This is a genomic window from Gordonia sp. NPDC003424, from assembly GCF_053588655.1.
Map to the genome: position 1 here is coordinate 73,593 of NZ_JBSFQJ010000005.1, position 15,821 is coordinate 89,413.

Sequence of the window (15,821 nt, forward strand, 5' to 3'; positions counted from 1 at the left end):
GTGGCCCCGCGTGCGTCAGGCCTCGGCCCGTCGGAAACCACCGGACTCTGCCGCGGATTCGGTGGCGAACCACAGATCGGCAGCGGTCTGGTGATACGAGTCCAGGTCCGGCGTGAGGTAGACGCCGGCGTTCGCGATGCCCTTGATCGGGTAACCCTCGGGAGCCCGATCGCTGTCGGGTACCGGGAGGTGCGCACCGATCGGCACGGGTGTCGCGGCACCATCCTTGAGATAGTGGCCGACGCCGTCGCCTCTGCCGACCCCCACCGGCGGCGCGCTCTCATCGGGCGTCGGTGCGGCCACCGGCGCGTCGACCGCATCTGCCGGTGCCGGCTGAGTGGAATCCGCAACCGGCTGGACGGACTCGGTGGCCGCGACGGCGTTCGCATCCAGTTGCGGCACCGCGTCGTCGGATGCCGGGCTCTGCTCGGTCGACGTCGCCGGTCCGGCGGCTCCGCCGGGTTCGGCCTCGGGGGCGCCGGACTCGGCCTCGGGTGCGTCGCCGCCGCCACGCGACTTCATGGCGGCACCCGCCGCGGCTGCGCCGGCGGCCGCAGCTGCCGCGGTTCCCGTGGTGGTCGTTTTCAGGTCTGTATCCGGGGTCGCCGGCTCGCTCGGCACCACGGGTTGACTCAGATGTTGTTCTGTCGGGCTGATCTTGGGCTTGCGCTGACGCAGCAGCCACGCGAACAGGATGCCGGCAAAGATGAGCAACAGTGGGATGATCAGCCACCACCAGCCGAAGCCGCTCGCATCGCCGGCCGCGATATTCGAGAGCCTCGGGTCCGCTGATGCGAGTGGCGCCGCCGCCAGTGTGGTACCTGCTGCGGCGGTGAAGCCGCAGGCCAGACCGGTGGCCCGGAAACGTCGTCGTGTCGCTGAAGTAGTCATCCCACCTCGACCTGTCGTGTGTTGGATCGGCGGTGTCCCCGCCCAACGGTTCAATCTGCCCGAATGGCGTACCCGGACATACGCGAATCCGCCAAGTGGTACTCAATCGTGTCCATCAGAGTCTTGACAAGCACGGCCACGCCGGGGAAATGGCGAAGGAAGACCATCCCGCGCTCGCCGTCGGCGACAGCACCAAACGAATCGATTCTCCGGGGCAGCAACACCGAAGATGTGACGGAACGTCGCTGTAGGGTGAGGCTCTCGGCGACCTAGGAGAGCAGTAGGTGTGCGAAGTCCCCCACGACGCGATTGTCGTTCGGTTCAGTCCGAACTCTCCCGAAGGTGTGCTCAGACGCGCTCGGTTGGATGCGAGACGCTCTGGCGGGAAGGGGCACCACACGGCTTCTGTATGGGTATCCGCACCCCGCCCTGGTGAGTCGCGAGGTGAAGTTGTGGCGAGGCTGCTCGAAGCAGCTGAACTGGGGGGACTGGATGCGGCGCGAAACCCCAAGTACTGGGTGTGCACGTCGGCCCGGGAACTACTGGACCGTGGCTTCACGTTCGAGAAGGATGACTACCCCGACGAGCCAAAGGAGCATTACTCTGTCGTTCTAAGCGCGGCGGAGCCGACTTTCGAGGATGCCGAGCGCTTCATCGAAGCATTCGAGCTGGAAAGAAGGTGAGCAATAGTGACAACACAGGTTGCCATCGACCCGAACGTACGTGTCGCGGGTAATGAAACCTTCTCTGGCTTCGAGGATATCCGTGGCCCGCGCCCAGCCGAGGGCGACAGAGTGATCGTCACGGTCGAGGAGACCGACGTCGTTGGCTTTGCCACGGTCACCAGGGTCGACGATTCCGATCAGCTGATTTACCTGGCGGTCAACTGGTCCGAGTTGGCTCCAGCGGAACGACTTTCGCCCGGCGACTTGGTGGAAAGAGTTCAGTCCGGGATCGTAGAGCCGATAAGCCCACTCGCCTCCCTGACGCCCGGTGCTGCATGAGCGCTGCGGCTGATTCAGCGCACGTGCGGATCATGCTTGCCGACTACGCAGCAGTGGACGGGGCCCAGAAACTAAACATGATCGGCGGAGGTGCGACCTACTTCCCGCTGAATGCGGCCACGGGCCACACCGCACCGATGGGCGTGATCGCCTCAGCGAGCTTCGATCCCCAATACACGGGCGAGTCCCCGGCGGTCGAACTGTGGCTCGAGGGGGACGACGGCGTCCTCGTCGACGTGCCCGGTCCGCCGCGGACGCAACCGCAATTCCTGCGAGTTGGAGCCGCGGAGCCGCTACGGGCGAATATCCCTACCGGTCTGGTGATTCCACACTCCGCAGTACGGCCACGCGTTCAGTTCGTGATGCACTTCGGATCGGGCCTGCCACTCACCGCAGGCAAGGGCTATCAGTGGCGAATGCAGATCGATGGCACAACTCACGACGAGTGGACAGAGCCCTTCTTCGTGGTCATGCCAACCGTCGGGGCTACGTTTGGGTGACCGCCGTGATCACACACCCGGGGCGTCGCGAACCGGTGTGGAACGGGATGCTCGGGGGCCGATTGTGAACTTCGCAATCGACACCCTGAGCCGAGGCGCATTCTGCCTCATCACCGCCTACTCGCGGTATTGCTTGTGCTCCCGGCAGGATTCGAACCTGCGACACCGGCTTTAGGAGAGCCGTGCTCTATCCCCTGAGCTACGAGAGCGGGGACTGGGTGAAGTGATGGAGAAGTTCCCGCCGCTTACCCTACGCGAGGCTTCTACCCGGGGTTCTCTCCATACCAGCCCTGTCGGCGATCACCTGCGCGTGGTTGCCGACGTGTGGAGTCTACGGCAGTCGGGTGTCGATCTGGCAATGTGCCTACCGAGGTGAATTCGACCTTGCCCTTCGACGCCGTGCACTCGCAGGCTCACGCGACAGAGCGCAGCGGTTGCTCCACACGCTCCGTCATGACCTCAGCGATGCTGACGTCATCCTCGACTGTGGCAGTCTCCTCCTCGCCGCCACAGCGTCCTTGGCCGACGAAGTGGTGCATGAAGTTCAGGTTATCCGCCGTGCATGAGCGATTCGGGCAGTGCACGTTGGCCGCCTGGGTACCGGACTCGTTCTGGCAGAGCCTGTTTCTCGACGATCACGCCGCGCTGTCGGTGGTATGGGGGCCGATCATCGGTCCGATCATCGCGATCGCCAGCTTCGTGTGCTCGATCGGCAACGTCCCGGATGATGGGCGGCGCCCCGGACATGACGCACGACGACAGCGGGCCGGGCATCACGCTCATTGACGCTCCCCCGGCCCGCTCGTTCGCTCACACGTCGAAGAACACCGTCTCCTTGCCACCATCCGGCGTGTCCTGGATGCGCACGTCGAAGGTGTAGACGACCTTTCCGTCCCGCTCGGAACGCTTGGCGATCAACGTGTCCCGACGAACCTCCCACTCGATGGCGTTGAGCACCTGATCGGTGGCGTTGGCCTCGGCCTCGTCGTCGAAGTAGATACGGGTGTTCAGGCCGATGTTGATGCCGCGGGCGAACACGATCATCAGGATGTGCGGCGCCTGCGGCCCACCCTGTCCCGCAACGGCTCCCGGCTTGACGGTCTCGAATGACCAGACGCCCGAGTCGAAGTCGGCGCCGGTGCGCCCCCATCCGCGGAAGGTCGGGTCGAGCTGACGATCCTGACCGTCGGCCGGATGCGAGTACTTGCCGTCCGCGTTGGCCTGCCAGATCTCGATGAGACCGTCCCGGACGAGGGTACCGCTACCGTCGAATATCCTGCCCTCAAGGGTGATTCGCTCGCCACGCGTCTCGTCGGTGACGAGCACGTTGTCGAAGTTGTTCTCGAAGATGTCGAATCCGGCCTGCTTCGGCGCGAGCCCGATGTGCACGTAGGGCCCACCGGTCTGCGACGCCGTCTCAGGGAAGTTCTGTGGCTTGTTGAACTGCGCGGCCGGCGCATAGGAGACCGGCTGGAAGTCGAAACCCGGCGTGGGGGCGAAGGACTGCTGCTGGGTGAATTGCGAGGTCATCGGCGGGCTCCCGGGATGTGATCTTCGAAGAAGGTTGCCGCGCGACCGCGCAGCGTGATGTCGAAACGGTAGGTGCGTGAATCCATGCCGATGAAGTTCGCCACGTCCTCACGGGCGATCAGGCCCTGCACCTGCTCGCGGGTCGGGATGGTGGCCACGATCGGGCAGCGGTCGATCAACGGGTCACCCTCGAAATACATCTGGGTGATCAGTCGCTGCGCCCACGCATCGCCGTTGACGGAGAAATGGATGTGGGCGGGACGCCATTCGTTGTGGCGGTTCTTCCACGGGTACGGTCCCGGCTTGATGGTGCGGAACATGTAGTAGCCGTTGGCATCGGTGACCATCCGGCCGCATCCACCGAAGTTCGGGTCGATCGGTGCGAGGTACTGGTCCTTCTTGTGGCGATAGCGTCCGCCGGCGTTGGCCTGCCACGCCTCGACCAGCGCCCCGGACACCGGGTTGCCGAACTCGTCGCGCACATAGCCGTGGATGACCATGCGCTCGCCGATCGGCAGGCCGTTCTTGGAGTAGTTGAGGATCAGATCGTTGTCGAGCTCACCGAGTTCGTTGTCGCCGAACACCGGACCGGTGATCTCCGAGAGCGTGGGGGCCGTGGAGATCAGCGCGTTCTTGGGTGAGCGCAGCACGCTCGTCTTGTATCCGGGTGTGTATGCCGGCGGATGCACCTCCGAGACCCGGCGGGTCACCGGGCCGAACCCGACCGTTCTCGGGGTGATCAAGGTGGTGTTGTCGACTGTCATGTCGTCCTCCAAACTGTGGGCTGACACACAGAGTATTGGCGATTCCAGGTTATGTATATTGACGTCTCATCGGTTTTTCCATAACTTTTTCTCATGCAATCGCGGCTCCTGGACAACCTCAAGCTCCGGCATGTCACCTGTTTCCTGGCCGTCGCACGCCACCGACACATCGGACGCGCCGCCGACGAACTCCACCTGACCCAACCGGCCGTCTCCAAGACCCTGTCCGAACTGGACGTGCTCGTCGGCGCACGCCTCTTCGACCGGGGCCGGCACGGCGCCACCCTGACCAGTGCGGGCGAGCAGTTCTTCCGCCACGCGCTCGAGGTGTCCGACGCGCTGGCGCAGCTCGATGCGTCCGCGCAACTGCTCGCCGGCGGCGTCACCCCGCGGGCGACCCTGCGCGTCGGCGCGCTGCCGACGGTGGCCACCGGCATCCTGCCGGGCGCGTTGAGCGAGTTCCGCCGCACCCATCCCGACACCGACGTCATCGTCGTCACCGACACCAACGCCGCCCTCTGCCAGGCGCTGCTGTCCGGCGACCACCATTGCGTCGTCGGGCGTATCCCCGATCCGCAGGCCGTGGGCACCCGTGGCGGGCTGACCTTCGAACTCCTCTATGCCGAATCATTGGCGCTGGCCGTGCGCACCGAACACCCGCTTGCGACGAAGAGCACCGTCGCCATGACGTCGGTGATCGCCCACCCGATGATCGTGTCCCCGGCCTCCACGGTGCCGCGCGCACACGCTGAAGCACTGTTCCGGGACAACGGCCTCGACATCCCGCACGGCCGACTCGAGACCCTTTCGGTGTCCGTGGCACGACAGGTGACGTTGACGTCGGACGCGGTATGGGTGATCCCGGAACGCACGATCGCCGACGATGTCGCGCGCCGCGCCCTGACCCGCCTGCCGGTGTCGACGGCGGGCACCGAAGAACCGGTTGGCGTCCTGCGCGCGGTGGGGCAGGACCCCGAACCGATGGTGGAGGATTTCCTGCGCATGCTCCGCGCTCAGGTCGGGTGATCACCGTCGCGCTGCGACCTACAATCGACACATGATGTATCCACATGTCACCCCCGGTTGCGACAATCCGAACTGTACCTGCGGTGAGAGCTGCACCTGCGGCAGCAACTGCACCTGCGGTTCGACCGACACTTCCTCCGAGAAGTGACCGCTCTGCTCAGGTCAGCGCTCTGATCTGCGTGGAAAGGTTGTGCTCGGTGTGCCTGATCGCTTGTCCCACAAACGGTTCGAGGAGCACACCCAGAGCACGGCCGGCCAGACCGCCCGGAAGCTTGTAGTCGAACTCGACGTCGATCTCGGTGCCACCATCCACGTCGGCGAAGCACCAGCGGGTGCTGGCGGCGAAACCGTCGACCGCGTCGAGGTGGATTCGTTCGTTCTCGACCCACACGGTTGTCTCGACGACCGCCTTGAGCGACTTGGGTCCGATGACCATCTCGGCCGAGAACCGCGACCCCAGTCCCTCCGTGTGCTGGGTCATGGGGTCGAATCTCGAGATCCCGAACATGAACCTCGGGACGTTCGGATACTCGTTGACGTATCCGAACGCGATATCACGCGGCGCATCGACGACCGCTTTGTGCTGAACCTTCGCCATGTCTCCCCCTCTGTCGTGTACCCGACCTTACCCAGTTCTCCCCTGTTCAGACCTCGAACGCAGGGCCGGAGAACGTACCGACGGTCACGAACTCCTCGACCGGCTGCCTGCGCAATTTGGTCAGCTGGCGCACCGGTTTCCCCATCGGGATGACCGCGGCGAGCGCGTGGGTGGCCGGCAGTTCGAGAAGCTTGCGCACCTCGGATTCCTGCGGCACCGCCATCGTGGTGAACGTTCCCCCGAACCCGGCCTCCCGCGCGCCGAGCAGAATGTTCCACACCAGCGGATAGACCGACGCACCGCTGACCACCCCGACCCGCTCGAGATCCTGGTCTACGGCCGCGACCACTGCGAGATCGACGCTGACCACCAGCACCACGGGGGCCGTCCGGATCGGTTCGACAAAGCTGGCCGGCACCTCGGTGGCGTCGATGACCTCTTGCGGCACCGCCGTCGGGTGCACCGGATTCCACGGCTTCTCTCCCGCATTACGCTGCGCGACATAGCGCCGCACGCACGGCTCGCCCAGTTCGGCGATGCGTTGCTTGGTCGCGTCGTCGCGTACGACGACGACGTGCGCACCCTGCCGATTGCCCCCGCTTGGCGCGAACCTCGCGTTGTCGAGGATGCGGTAGAGCTCTTCGTCGGGCAGCGGGTCGTCGGTGAACTCTCGAGCCGCGAAGGTGGCGCGCATCACATCGGTGAGTTCCATGCACTCCACTATCCCTGCCGCGGAGGCGACACCCTCCGCCGACCCGCAGACACCGAACGCAGGTCGTCGGGTGCGGCATCGCCGCCCTCACCATCCCCCGCGGCGACCTCCACAGAATTGATCTGAGCGACACCTGTTAGCACGCCCGTGACACGGGCGAAACGGCACGGGCACGTATCACTCATAGCGTCGTATCGCTTGATCGACCACGCGAACCCAGGAGAACCAATGAGTGGCAGCATGTCCCGCCGTCAAGCCATCGAGGCCGTGACGACCTATTCGGTGGAAACCGACGGCTTCCCCGAACCGTTGGCAGACACCTTCGGCCGCAACGTCTTCACACTGGGCGTGATGAAGCAGCGTCTTCCGAAGCACGTGTTCAAGGCGGTCGCGGCCACCATCGACAAGGGCGCGCCGCTCGATCCGACGCTCGCCGACTATGTCGCCTCCGCGATGAAGGACTGGGCCATCGAGATGGGTGCGTCGCACTACGCACACGTCTTCTACCCGCTCACGGGCTTCACCGCGGAGAAGCACGATTCGTTCCTGGAACCCGACGGTTCCGGCGCATCGCTGGCGGAGTTCGCCGGGAAGACGCTGCTGCAGGGCGAACCCGACGCGTCGAGCTTCCCCAACGGTGGCCTGCGCGGCACCTTCGAAGCCCGCGGATACACCGGGTGGGACGTGACCAGCCCCGCCTACATCCTGGAGAACCCGAACGGGAACACCCTGTGCATCCCCACGATCTTCATCTCGTGGACCGGCGAGGCGCTGGACAAGAAGACGCCGCTGCTGCGCAGCCAGCAGGCGATGAGCAAGCAGGCGATGCGCGTGCTGAAGCTGTTCGGGCACGCCGACATCGACACCGTGGTGTCCTATGCCGGCGCCGAGCAGGAGTACTTCCTCATCGACCGCCACTTCTACTTCGCCCGCCCTGACCTGATGACCACCAGCCGCACCCTGTTCGGCGCCAAGCCGTCCAAGGGGCAGGAGTTCGACGACCACTACTTCGGCGCGATCCCGGATCGGGTGCTCGCCTTCATGATCGAACTCGACCGCGAGCTGTTCAAGCAGGGCATCCCGGCCAAGACCCGGCACAACGAGGTCGCGCCCGGACAGTTCGAGCTCGCCCCGATCTTCGAGAAGTCCAACTTGGCGCACGACCATCAGCAGCTGATGATGACCACGATGAAGAAGGTTGCCGAGCGCTACGGCATGGTCTGTCTGCTGCACGAGAAGCCCTTCGCCGGCGTCAACGGTTCGGGCAAGCACGTCAACTTCTCCCTCGGCAACGGCAACCAGGGCAACCTGCTCAACCCGGGCGACACCCCGCACGAGAACGAGCAGTTCCTGGTGTTCTGCGCGGCCATCATCCGCGGTGTGCACAAGTTCGGTGGTCTGCTGCGCGCGTCGATCGCCTCGGCGTCGAACGATCACCGGCTCGGTGCGAACGAGGCACCGCCCGCGATCATCTCGATCTTCCTCGGCGAGCAGCTGATGGACGTGTTCGACCAGATCGCCAAGGGTGGCGCGAAGTCCAGCAAGGAAACCGGTGTGCTCGAGTTGGGCGTCGACACCCTGCCGCCGCTGAAGGCCGATGCCGGTGACCGCAACCGGACGAGCCCGTTCGCGTTCACCGGCAACCGTTTCGAGTTCCGGGCCCCGGGCTCGAACCAGTCGATCGCCGATCCGATGGTCGCGATCAACGCCATGCTCGCCGACTCGCTCGACTATGTCGCCACCTTCTTGGAGAAAGAGATCTCCGGTGGCACCGACTTCGACGCCGCGGTGCAGAAGGTCCTCGAGGCGATCATCGTCGAGCACGGCAAGGTCGTCTTCAACGGCAACGGCTACTCCGACGAGTGGCAGGAGGAGGCAGCCGCGCGCGGACTGCTCAATCTGCGCACCACCGTCGACGCGATGGCCCAGTACGACGACCCGGAGATCAAGGAGGTGCTCAGCAAGTACGGCATCCTGAGTCACCGGGAACTCGAGGCCCGCAAGGACGTCGTGCTCGAGTACTACGCGCACACCTTGCTCGTCGAGGCGAAAGAGACCCTCGAGATCGCCAAGACCCTGATCCTCCCCGCCGCCAACCGGTACCAGGGTGAGCTGGCCAGCACCGTCGCGAGCCTGCGCGCCGCCGGTGTCGAGACCGATCATCCGGTCCTGATGTCGTTGACCAAGAGCATCAAGGATCTCTACGCCGCGATGCTCACCCTCGAGGAGGCCGTCGACGGCTACGAAGGCGACACCGTCGAGGCCGAGTCCGAGTACGCCCTGAAGTCCCTCATCCCCGCGATGACGGATGTCCGCACCATCGCCGACAAGCTCGAAGGTGTTGTCGCCGACGACCTCTGGCCGTTGCCGACCTACAACGAGATGCTGACGATCCTCTAGGCACCACCCAACTCGCTCGACAAAGGTCGAGTGGGCGCTGAATTTCAGCGCCCACTCGGCCTTTTTGTCATGCGCCTGGGGCATCTGGATGTCACGCCGCAGAGGGCACTCATTATCTACATCGAGCCAAAATATCGATTTTCTGGTTGCATTGCGATTTTTCTTCTGTAGTGTGAGTCGCATGGCAGCGCAGACGAATAGTGATCTCGCCTACGAGATCGTGCGAAGTGCGATCGTGCGCGGCGAGTTCGCACCCGGAGAGCGGCTGCGCCTCGCGGAACTCTCCCAGCGCTTCGACTTCAGCACCGGGGTGCTCCGCGAGGCATTGCCTCGACTCGTGGCCGAGGGCTTCGTGGAGTCACGGGCACAACTCGGTTTCCGGGTCGTCGAGCTCGACCCGACGGAGCTGGCCCACCTGACCGAGTTCCGACTCCTGGTGGAACTCGAGGCCCTCCGGCAGTCCGTGACGCACGGGGACAGCGAGTGGGAGGCCGAGGTCGTCGGCGCGCACTACCTGCTCAGCAAGGCGCCGATGACCGTCGACGGACATCCGTCACCCGAATGGGCTCGGATTCACCTGCGCTTCCACAGCGCACTCGTCGCCGCGTGTCCCAATCCCTACCTGCGAGATGAATCGACATCGTTGCGCGACCGCGGTGAGATGTTCCGCGCCTGGTCCCAGCCCGCGTCATGGCTCGGGCGGGATGTGGCCGAGGAGCATCGGCTGATCTGCGAAGCCGCGGTCGCCCACGACACCGATCTCGCGGTCGATCGCCTGCGCGCACACATCGCCACCACCACCCGACGTCTTCTCACACCAGGTGGCGAAGACGGATCAACCGACGTCGAGCCCGCCGTCTGAACGGCTCGCAACCACCCGCTTCACCGGCCGACAAGGAAGACACACATGAACACGACACCTCCGACCCGACGATCCGAATCGACGTCGGTGCTGATCGTCGGCGCGGGGCCGATCGGCACCACGACCGCGTTGTTGCTCGCCCGAGCCGGCGTCGACTCGATCATCATCGACCGCCGTGCCACGCTGATGGAAGCGCCCAAGGCGCACATGTTGAGCCCCCGCACCCTGGAGATCTTCTCCTCCGCAGGGATTCCGGTCGAGGAGATCGAATCCGCCGCCCCACCCCGCGCCGCTTCCGAGCGGTCCTGGTACGTCTCTGCGCTCGCCGGCGAGGCCTATGGGTCTCTGCCATACGAACCCGGCTGTGAGCGAGGACAGTTCGCGCATCGGATCAATCTCGCGCAGCCGCTGCTCGAGGGCATCCTGCGCGACAAGGCCGATGGCGACGATCGCTGCGACCTCCGTCTCGGCCATCGATGGGCGGGGTACGAGGATCGCACCGATGACGAGGTGGTGTCGATCGTCGAGACCGGCGAGGAAACCTACGAGATCCGCTCCGAGTACGTGGTGGCCGCGGACGGCGCAGGAAGCGCTGTGCGCAATGCCCTCGGCATTCCGATGCAGGGGCCGCCGCCACCGGCCGCACGCAGCACAATCCATTTCGAGGCCGATCTGACCGATCTCATCGGCGACCGGCCGGGCATGATGTACTGGATCGCCAATCCCGGCGCCGTCGGCACTCTGCTCGCCTACGATCCCGCCTCCACATGGGCGTTCATCGGACCACCGCTGCCCGACGACGCTCCCGAAGATGCTGCGGCACAAATCATCCGGGCCGCATTGGGCACCGAGGCCGAGTTCGAGATCAAGAGTGTGCTGCCCTGGACGGTGACCGCCGAGGTCGCCGAGACCTACCGGAGCGGACGCTTCTTCCTCGCCGGCGACTCCGCTCACCGTTTCCCGCCGTCGGGCGGACTCGGCCTGAACACCGGAGTGGGCGACGCGAGCAACGTCGCGTGGAAGCTGGCCGCGGTCCTTCGCGGATGGGCAGACGTGAGCTTGCTCGACAGCTACGACGCCGAACGGCGACCTGTCGGGCAACGCAACTGCACGCAGAGTCTGTCGAATCTGCACGACGTCACCGCGATCTTCGAGGTGATCGCACAGCAGGCCGTGCATCGCGATGACGAGCAGATGCAGGCAATCATCGGGCGCCAGTGGCCGGCCGTCAGCACGGTCGGTCTGCAACTCGGCTACCGCTTCGGCGATGTGCCCGACCGCACGATCGATACGGTGGGCCACGAACCCACGGCAGAGGTCGGCGACCATGTGCCCCATGTCCCCGTCCGCACCGCGTCCGGTTCACGCGCTCTGCGCGATGTGATCGGAGTCGATGCGTTCACGCTGCTGGTCGAACCCGAACACGCAGATGCCTGGTCGGCATTGCTCACCGAGGCCGGCGTACCCGCACGGGTGGTCGCCGTCGCGCCGGATGACCCGGCCGACCGCTGGTGGAACGAACTCACCGGCCTCGCCGGCGGTGGCGCGCTGCTGATCCGGCCCGACGGCCACATCCTTGCGAAATCCGCTGTGCCGCAGGCCGACGAGGGCGTTCGCCTTCGAGACGAACTGCACCGCTTACTCGGTAGGGCGACAGCCGCGACGACAGCCCGCTGACACACCCCATTTTCGGGGTCGGCACACGACTTCCCGACTTCATGAAAGAGCACTGAAGCATGGACTACTTAAGACATTTCGACCCAAGCGGTCTCGATCAGGACGTCTTCGACTACCAGGTGCTGGCCGATCTCGAGAGCTGCCTGGTGGTCGGATGCCGGGCCCCCGCACATGGCGAAGGCTTTCAGCGCCACCGACATCCGGCGAGTGATCAGGTGTACTACATCCTGTCCGGATCGATGCAGCTCGAACTCGAGTCCACCGAGTACACCGTGGGGGCCGATACGGCCGTGGTGATTCCGGCGGGCGCCGGACACCGGAACTGGTATCCGGGTGACGAACCGGAGATCCACCTCGATTTCCTCGTGCCACCGCCGACCCGCGGTGGGCCGCTCGCCGAGCCCGCACCCCTTGACGGGCCCTCCACCGCGCCTGGTCGCGCGCCGGCGATCCGCCCTGCGGAGGAGGTACAGCCACGTGAGGTCGTCCCCGGATTCGAAGCACGCCTGATGCTCGCCCCCGATCTCGGTTCTCCCGAGCTCATCTTGGTCAACGCCTCGGTTGCGCACGGAGAGAAGGACTCTTCAGGGGTGCCGTGGCATATCCACCCGGTCGACCAGATGTACTTCATCCTCGAGGGAGAGCTGACCGTCGAGGTGGCCGACCAGAGTTTCGTCGCGCGCCCCTGGGATTTCGTCGTGCTCCCGGCCGGCGTACCGCACCGGAATTGGAACGCAACCGAAGAGCGCGAACGACATCTGGCCTTCCTCGTCCCGCCCACCCGGGTCGGCGAGGGTCTCGACCGATTCGTCGACTTCGCGGTGCGCCGGGAGAGCCTCACGCTGCCGTCCTGATCACAAACTGCCCCACCTACCAATAGCCTTCCCATTCAAGGAGATTCATGCGTTTCGGAAATCTGTCGGGCCGGGCCACCCTCTTTCGTGGTGACCTCGCCTACGACGTCGCCAAGCTGAGCGCGGAAGCCTTCGGCCCCGACCCGCAGAATGTGCTCGCCGCATGGCCGGAGTTCCGGCAGTGGGCCGAGACCGTGGACTACCGCGGTGGAGAGGAGTTCGACGAGGCCGATCTCGGCGCCCCGACACCGCATCCCGGCCAGGTGTTCGCGATCGGACTCAACTACTCCGATCACGCCGACGAGGCCGGACTCGACATCCCCGAAGACCTCACCGTGTTCACCAAATTCACATCCTGCTTCTCCGGCCCGATCTCCGACGTGACGCTGTCCGGACCGACGGTCGACTGGGAGGTCGAGCTCGTGGTGGTGATCGGCCGCGAGGCGAGTCGGGTGGATACCGAGGACGGGTGGGGATATGTCGCGGGTCTGACCGTGGGCCAGGACATCTCGGATCGGACCGTCCAGACAGCGGGTCCCGCACCGCAATTCAGCCTCGGCAAGTCATTTCCCGGCTACGGCCCGATGGGGCCGTGGATTGTCACGCCTGACGAGCTCCCCACTCCGGACGACCTCGTGATCGGCGCGACGATCGACTGTGAGTCGGTACAGCAGGGCCGGACATCGGACATGATCTTCGGTGTCGCCGATATCGTCTCCCGTCTCTCCCGGGTCGTGACCCTCGCACCCGGGGACATCATCTTCACCGGCACCCCCGCGGGCGTCGGGATGGGTGCCACACCACGCCGGTTCCTCACCGACGGCGAGGTACTCGAGTCTCGCATCGAGGGCATAGGAACCCTGCGGCAGCGCTTCGTCGCCGAGGAAGCGGCCAGCTGAGGACGAACCCGTGGCTCCATAGAGCCGAAAGCCAAGCGATACAAAGAAATACGAATCCATTGAGGATCCGAGAAGAAGGGACCACGCTCATGACCACCGGAGACACCACCCACACGCAGGGGAAATCGGCCGACGGTACCCCGTACGCCTATGCGACCGGAGACCCGGCCACGTGGCCTGACGAACTCGACGCCACAGTCGCCGCTCCGCAGCACCACCGCGTGTTGCTGGAGAACGACGAGGTGCGGGTACTCGAGGTGTTCCTCGCCCCGGGCGCCACCGAACCCCCGCATCACCATCGGTGGTCGAGCGTCCTGTGCCTGATCGAGGGAAGTGATCTCATCGACCATGACGGAGCCACCGGTGAGGTCGTGCTCGACACCCGGGAGTTCGGCGGCCTCACTCCGATCGAGGCGACCGCGTGGAAAGAGCCCGAGGCGTTGCACTACGTCTCGAATCCGAGTGACACCGAATCGATTCGGCTGATCCGCGTGGAACTGAAGAACGTCCCGGTAGGCGGCTGACGCCGGCATGGTCTATACCTCCGTGGTGCCGGAATTGGTGATTCCGGAAACCAACCTGGCCGAGTTCGTGCTCGCCGAGGTGGGTGCACGCCCCGACGCGACCGCCCTGCTCGACGCGGTCACCGGGGAGAAGGTCACCTATCGAGAACTCGACGACCTGTCTGCCCGGGCCGCCACCGGGCTCGTCCGGGCGGGCATCCGGGTCGGGGATCCGGTCGCGGTGATCAGCGGGAATCGGCCGTCGTACGCGATCGCTGTCTATGCGATTCTGCGGGCAGGCGCCGTGGTCTGTCCGATCAACCCGATCCTCACCCCGGGCGAGATCCGCAAACTGCTCGTCCTGAGCGGGGCAACGGCGGTCATTCACGGCTGCGACGAGGCGTTGATCAACGAGGCTGCTGCGGGCACCCCGGTGCAGTCGGTGTTCACCTTCGGTGCCGACTCGGCCGGCACCTCCTTCTCCGTCCTCTATGACCATCCCCCGAGCAGACCCCACATCCCCACCAGCGGTGATGACGTGGCGGTCCTCCCCTTCTCGAGCGGGACCACCGGCGTGAGCAAGGGAGTCATGCTCAGCCACCGCAACCTGATCGCCAACCTCCAGCAGTTGCGCCACGCATGTCCGCTGTCGACCACCGATGTCGTCTGTGCTGCCCTGCCGCTGTTCCACATCTACGGCTTCACCGTGATTCTGAACTCCGCGATTCTGACCGGCGCGACGGTGATCACGATGCCTCATTTCGACCTGGACGGCTACCTGCGCGTGGTGGCCGAGCACGGAGTCACCCTCGGACACCTCGCACCACCGATCGTGCTGGCGCTGGCCACTGCACCCGAGGTCGACGACTACGACCTGTCGACGATGACCAAAGCACTCTCCGGTGCGGCACCCCTGGATGCCGCCCTCGCTCGGCGCGTCGCCGAACGTACGGGTATCGCCGTTCGCCAAGGGTACGGGATGACCGAGGCCGGACCCGGCACGAATACTGTCCCGCTGGACGAATTCGACACCGTTCCAATCGATTCCATCGGGCCGCTACTGCCACACACCGAGGCGCGTGTCGTCGATCCGACGACGTCGGCCGACGTCGAACCGGGCACCCCGGGCGAACTGTGGATCCGCGGGCCGCAGGTGATGCTCGGCTATCTCGACCTGCCGGAGGCCACCGCGGCCACGCTCGTCGACGGATGGCTGCGTACCGGCGACATCGTCGTGTATCGCGACGGCCACTTCTTCGTCGTCGACCGGCTCAAGGAACTCATCAAGTACAAGGGCTATCAGGTGGCGCCGGCAGAGCTCGAGGGCGTGCTACTGAGCCACCCCGCCGTGATCGATGCAGCGGTGATCGGCCTTCCCGACGCCGCCGCGGGCGAACTCCCGGTGGCCTACGTCGTGCTCGCCGATCCGGCGAGCGCCGCAATCGATGCCCGGTCGGTCATGGAGTGGGTCTCCGCGCGAGTGGCACCGTACAAAAAGATCCGCAAGGTCGAATTCATCGACCGTATACCGAAGTCGGCGTCGGGGAAGATCCTGCGCCGCGAACTCAAGCAGTCCGCCGTCGCGCGTTCGGGCGCCTGAC

At 65.4% G+C, this 15,821-nt stretch carries 16 protein-coding genes, 1 tRNA gene and 1 pseudogene; 12 read left to right on the forward strand and 6 right to left on the reverse strand.

Annotated features, from left to right (window positions below):
• Window positions 1-15: 15 nt before the first annotated feature.
• Window positions 16-891 (reverse strand): sunset domain-containing protein, encoded by an 876-nt coding sequence (locus tag ACWDTI_RS09420; RefSeq protein ID WP_449737807.1) that lies wholly within the window; start codon window positions 889-891, stop codon window positions 16-18.
• A 452-nt stretch (window positions 892-1,343) separates the two neighbouring features.
• On the opposite strand from ACWDTI_RS09420, the gene ACWDTI_RS09425 reads away from it, so the two are divergent.
• The 3 genes from ACWDTI_RS09425 to ACWDTI_RS09435 are packed head-to-tail and all read left to right on the forward strand — an operon-like array spanning window position 1,344 to window position 2,395.
• The gene (locus tag ACWDTI_RS09425; RefSeq protein ID WP_449737808.1) at window positions 1,344-1,574 is read left to right on the forward strand and encodes a hypothetical protein; all 231 of its coding nucleotides are present in this window, start codon (window positions 1,344-1,346) and stop codon (window positions 1,572-1,574) included.
• A gap of 6 nt (window positions 1,575-1,580) precedes the next feature.
• Complete coding sequence (locus ACWDTI_RS09430) at window positions 1,581-1,895, forward strand: hypothetical protein (protein ID WP_449737809.1); 315 nt, start codon at window positions 1,581-1,583, stop codon at window positions 1,893-1,895.
• A complete protein-coding gene (locus ACWDTI_RS09435) occupies window positions 1,892-2,395 on the forward strand; it encodes a hypothetical protein (protein ID WP_449737810.1) in 504 nt (167 codons plus the stop codon). The genes ACWDTI_RS09430 and ACWDTI_RS09435 overlap by 4 nt, the downstream gene beginning before the upstream one ends.
• 136 nt (window positions 2,396-2,531) lie before the next feature.
• Here the strand turns inward: ACWDTI_RS09435 and ACWDTI_RS09440 are convergent.
• Window positions 2,532-2,604: transfer RNA gene (locus ACWDTI_RS09440), tRNA-Arg, on the reverse strand.
• Window positions 2,605-2,980: 376 nt separating this feature from the next.
• Between ACWDTI_RS09440 and ACWDTI_RS09445 the strand changes: the two are divergent.
• Window positions 2,981-3,118 (forward strand): annotated as a pseudogene (locus ACWDTI_RS09445) (permease); the annotation flags it as partial.
• Between the two features lie 87 nt (window positions 3,119-3,205).
• Here the strand turns inward: ACWDTI_RS09445 and pcaG are convergent.
• Window positions 3,206-3,925 carry a protocatechuate 3,4-dioxygenase subunit alpha gene (gene pcaG / locus ACWDTI_RS09450; RefSeq protein WP_449737811.1) on the reverse strand — a complete coding sequence of 240 codons (720 nt, stop codon included), beginning with the start codon at window positions 3,923-3,925 and terminating at the stop codon, window positions 3,206-3,208.
• Window positions 3,922-4,689 (reverse strand): protocatechuate 3,4-dioxygenase subunit beta, encoded by a 768-nt coding sequence (gene pcaH / locus ACWDTI_RS09455; RefSeq protein WP_449737812.1) that lies wholly within the window; start codon window positions 4,687-4,689, stop codon window positions 3,922-3,924. Before pcaH ends, pcaG begins: the two co-directional genes overlap by 4 nt.
• A gap of 93 nt (window positions 4,690-4,782) precedes the next feature.
• Here pcaH and ACWDTI_RS09460 point away from each other — a divergent pair, with 93 nt between their 5' ends.
• Window positions 4,783-5,715 (forward strand): LysR substrate-binding domain-containing protein, encoded by a 933-nt coding sequence (locus ACWDTI_RS09460; protein WP_449737813.1) that lies wholly within the window; start codon window positions 4,783-4,785, stop codon window positions 5,713-5,715.
• 157 nt (window positions 5,716-5,872) lie between these two features.
• Here ACWDTI_RS09460 and ACWDTI_RS09465 read toward each other — a convergent pair whose 3' ends face one another.
• Window positions 5,873-6,313: an SRPBCC family protein gene (locus tag ACWDTI_RS09465; protein ID WP_449737814.1), complete on the reverse strand. Its 441-nt coding sequence runs from the start codon at window positions 6,311-6,313 to the stop codon at window positions 5,873-5,875.
• A gap of 46 nt (window positions 6,314-6,359) precedes the next feature.
• Window positions 6,360-7,025 carry a nitroreductase family protein gene (locus ACWDTI_RS09470; RefSeq protein WP_449737815.1) on the reverse strand — a complete coding sequence of 222 codons (666 nt, stop codon included), beginning with the start codon at window positions 7,023-7,025 and terminating at the stop codon, window positions 6,360-6,362.
• Between the two features lie 228 nt (window positions 7,026-7,253).
• Between ACWDTI_RS09470 and ACWDTI_RS09475 the strand changes: the two genes are divergently transcribed.
• The 7 genes from ACWDTI_RS09475 (at window position 7,254) to ACWDTI_RS09505 (ending at window position 15,820) form a co-directional block, all read left to right on the forward strand.
• Complete coding sequence (locus tag ACWDTI_RS09475) at window positions 7,254-9,425, forward strand: glutamine synthetase III family protein (protein WP_449737816.1); 2,172 nt, start codon at window positions 7,254-7,256, stop codon at window positions 9,423-9,425.
• A gap of 181 nt (window positions 9,426-9,606) precedes the next feature.
• Window positions 9,607-10,287, forward strand: coding sequence for a GntR family transcriptional regulator (locus tag ACWDTI_RS09480; protein WP_449737817.1), 681 nt, complete (start codon window positions 9,607-9,609; stop codon window positions 10,285-10,287).
• Window positions 10,288-10,332: 45 nt separating this feature from the next.
• A complete protein-coding gene (locus ACWDTI_RS09485) occupies window positions 10,333-11,964 on the forward strand; it encodes an FAD-dependent monooxygenase (RefSeq protein ID WP_449737818.1) in 1,632 nt (543 codons plus the stop codon).
• Window positions 11,965-12,023: 59 nt separating this feature from the next.
• Window positions 12,024-12,818, forward strand: coding sequence for a cupin domain-containing protein (locus ACWDTI_RS09490; RefSeq protein ID WP_449737819.1), 795 nt, complete (start codon window positions 12,024-12,026; stop codon window positions 12,816-12,818).
• A 47-nt stretch (window positions 12,819-12,865) separates the two neighbouring features.
• Window positions 12,866-13,717 carry a fumarylacetoacetate hydrolase family protein gene (locus tag ACWDTI_RS09495; protein ID WP_449737820.1) on the forward strand — a complete coding sequence of 284 codons (852 nt, stop codon included), beginning with the start codon at window positions 12,866-12,868 and terminating at the stop codon, window positions 13,715-13,717.
• 89 nt (window positions 13,718-13,806) lie between these two features.
• Window positions 13,807-14,241, forward strand: coding sequence for a hypothetical protein (locus ACWDTI_RS09500; protein ID WP_449737821.1), 435 nt, complete (start codon window positions 13,807-13,809; stop codon window positions 14,239-14,241).
• Between the two features lie 7 nt (window positions 14,242-14,248).
• A complete protein-coding gene (locus ACWDTI_RS09505; protein ID WP_449737822.1) occupies window positions 14,249-15,820 on the forward strand; it encodes an AMP-binding protein in 1,572 nt (523 codons plus the stop codon).
• Window position 15,821 lies beyond the last annotated feature (1 nt).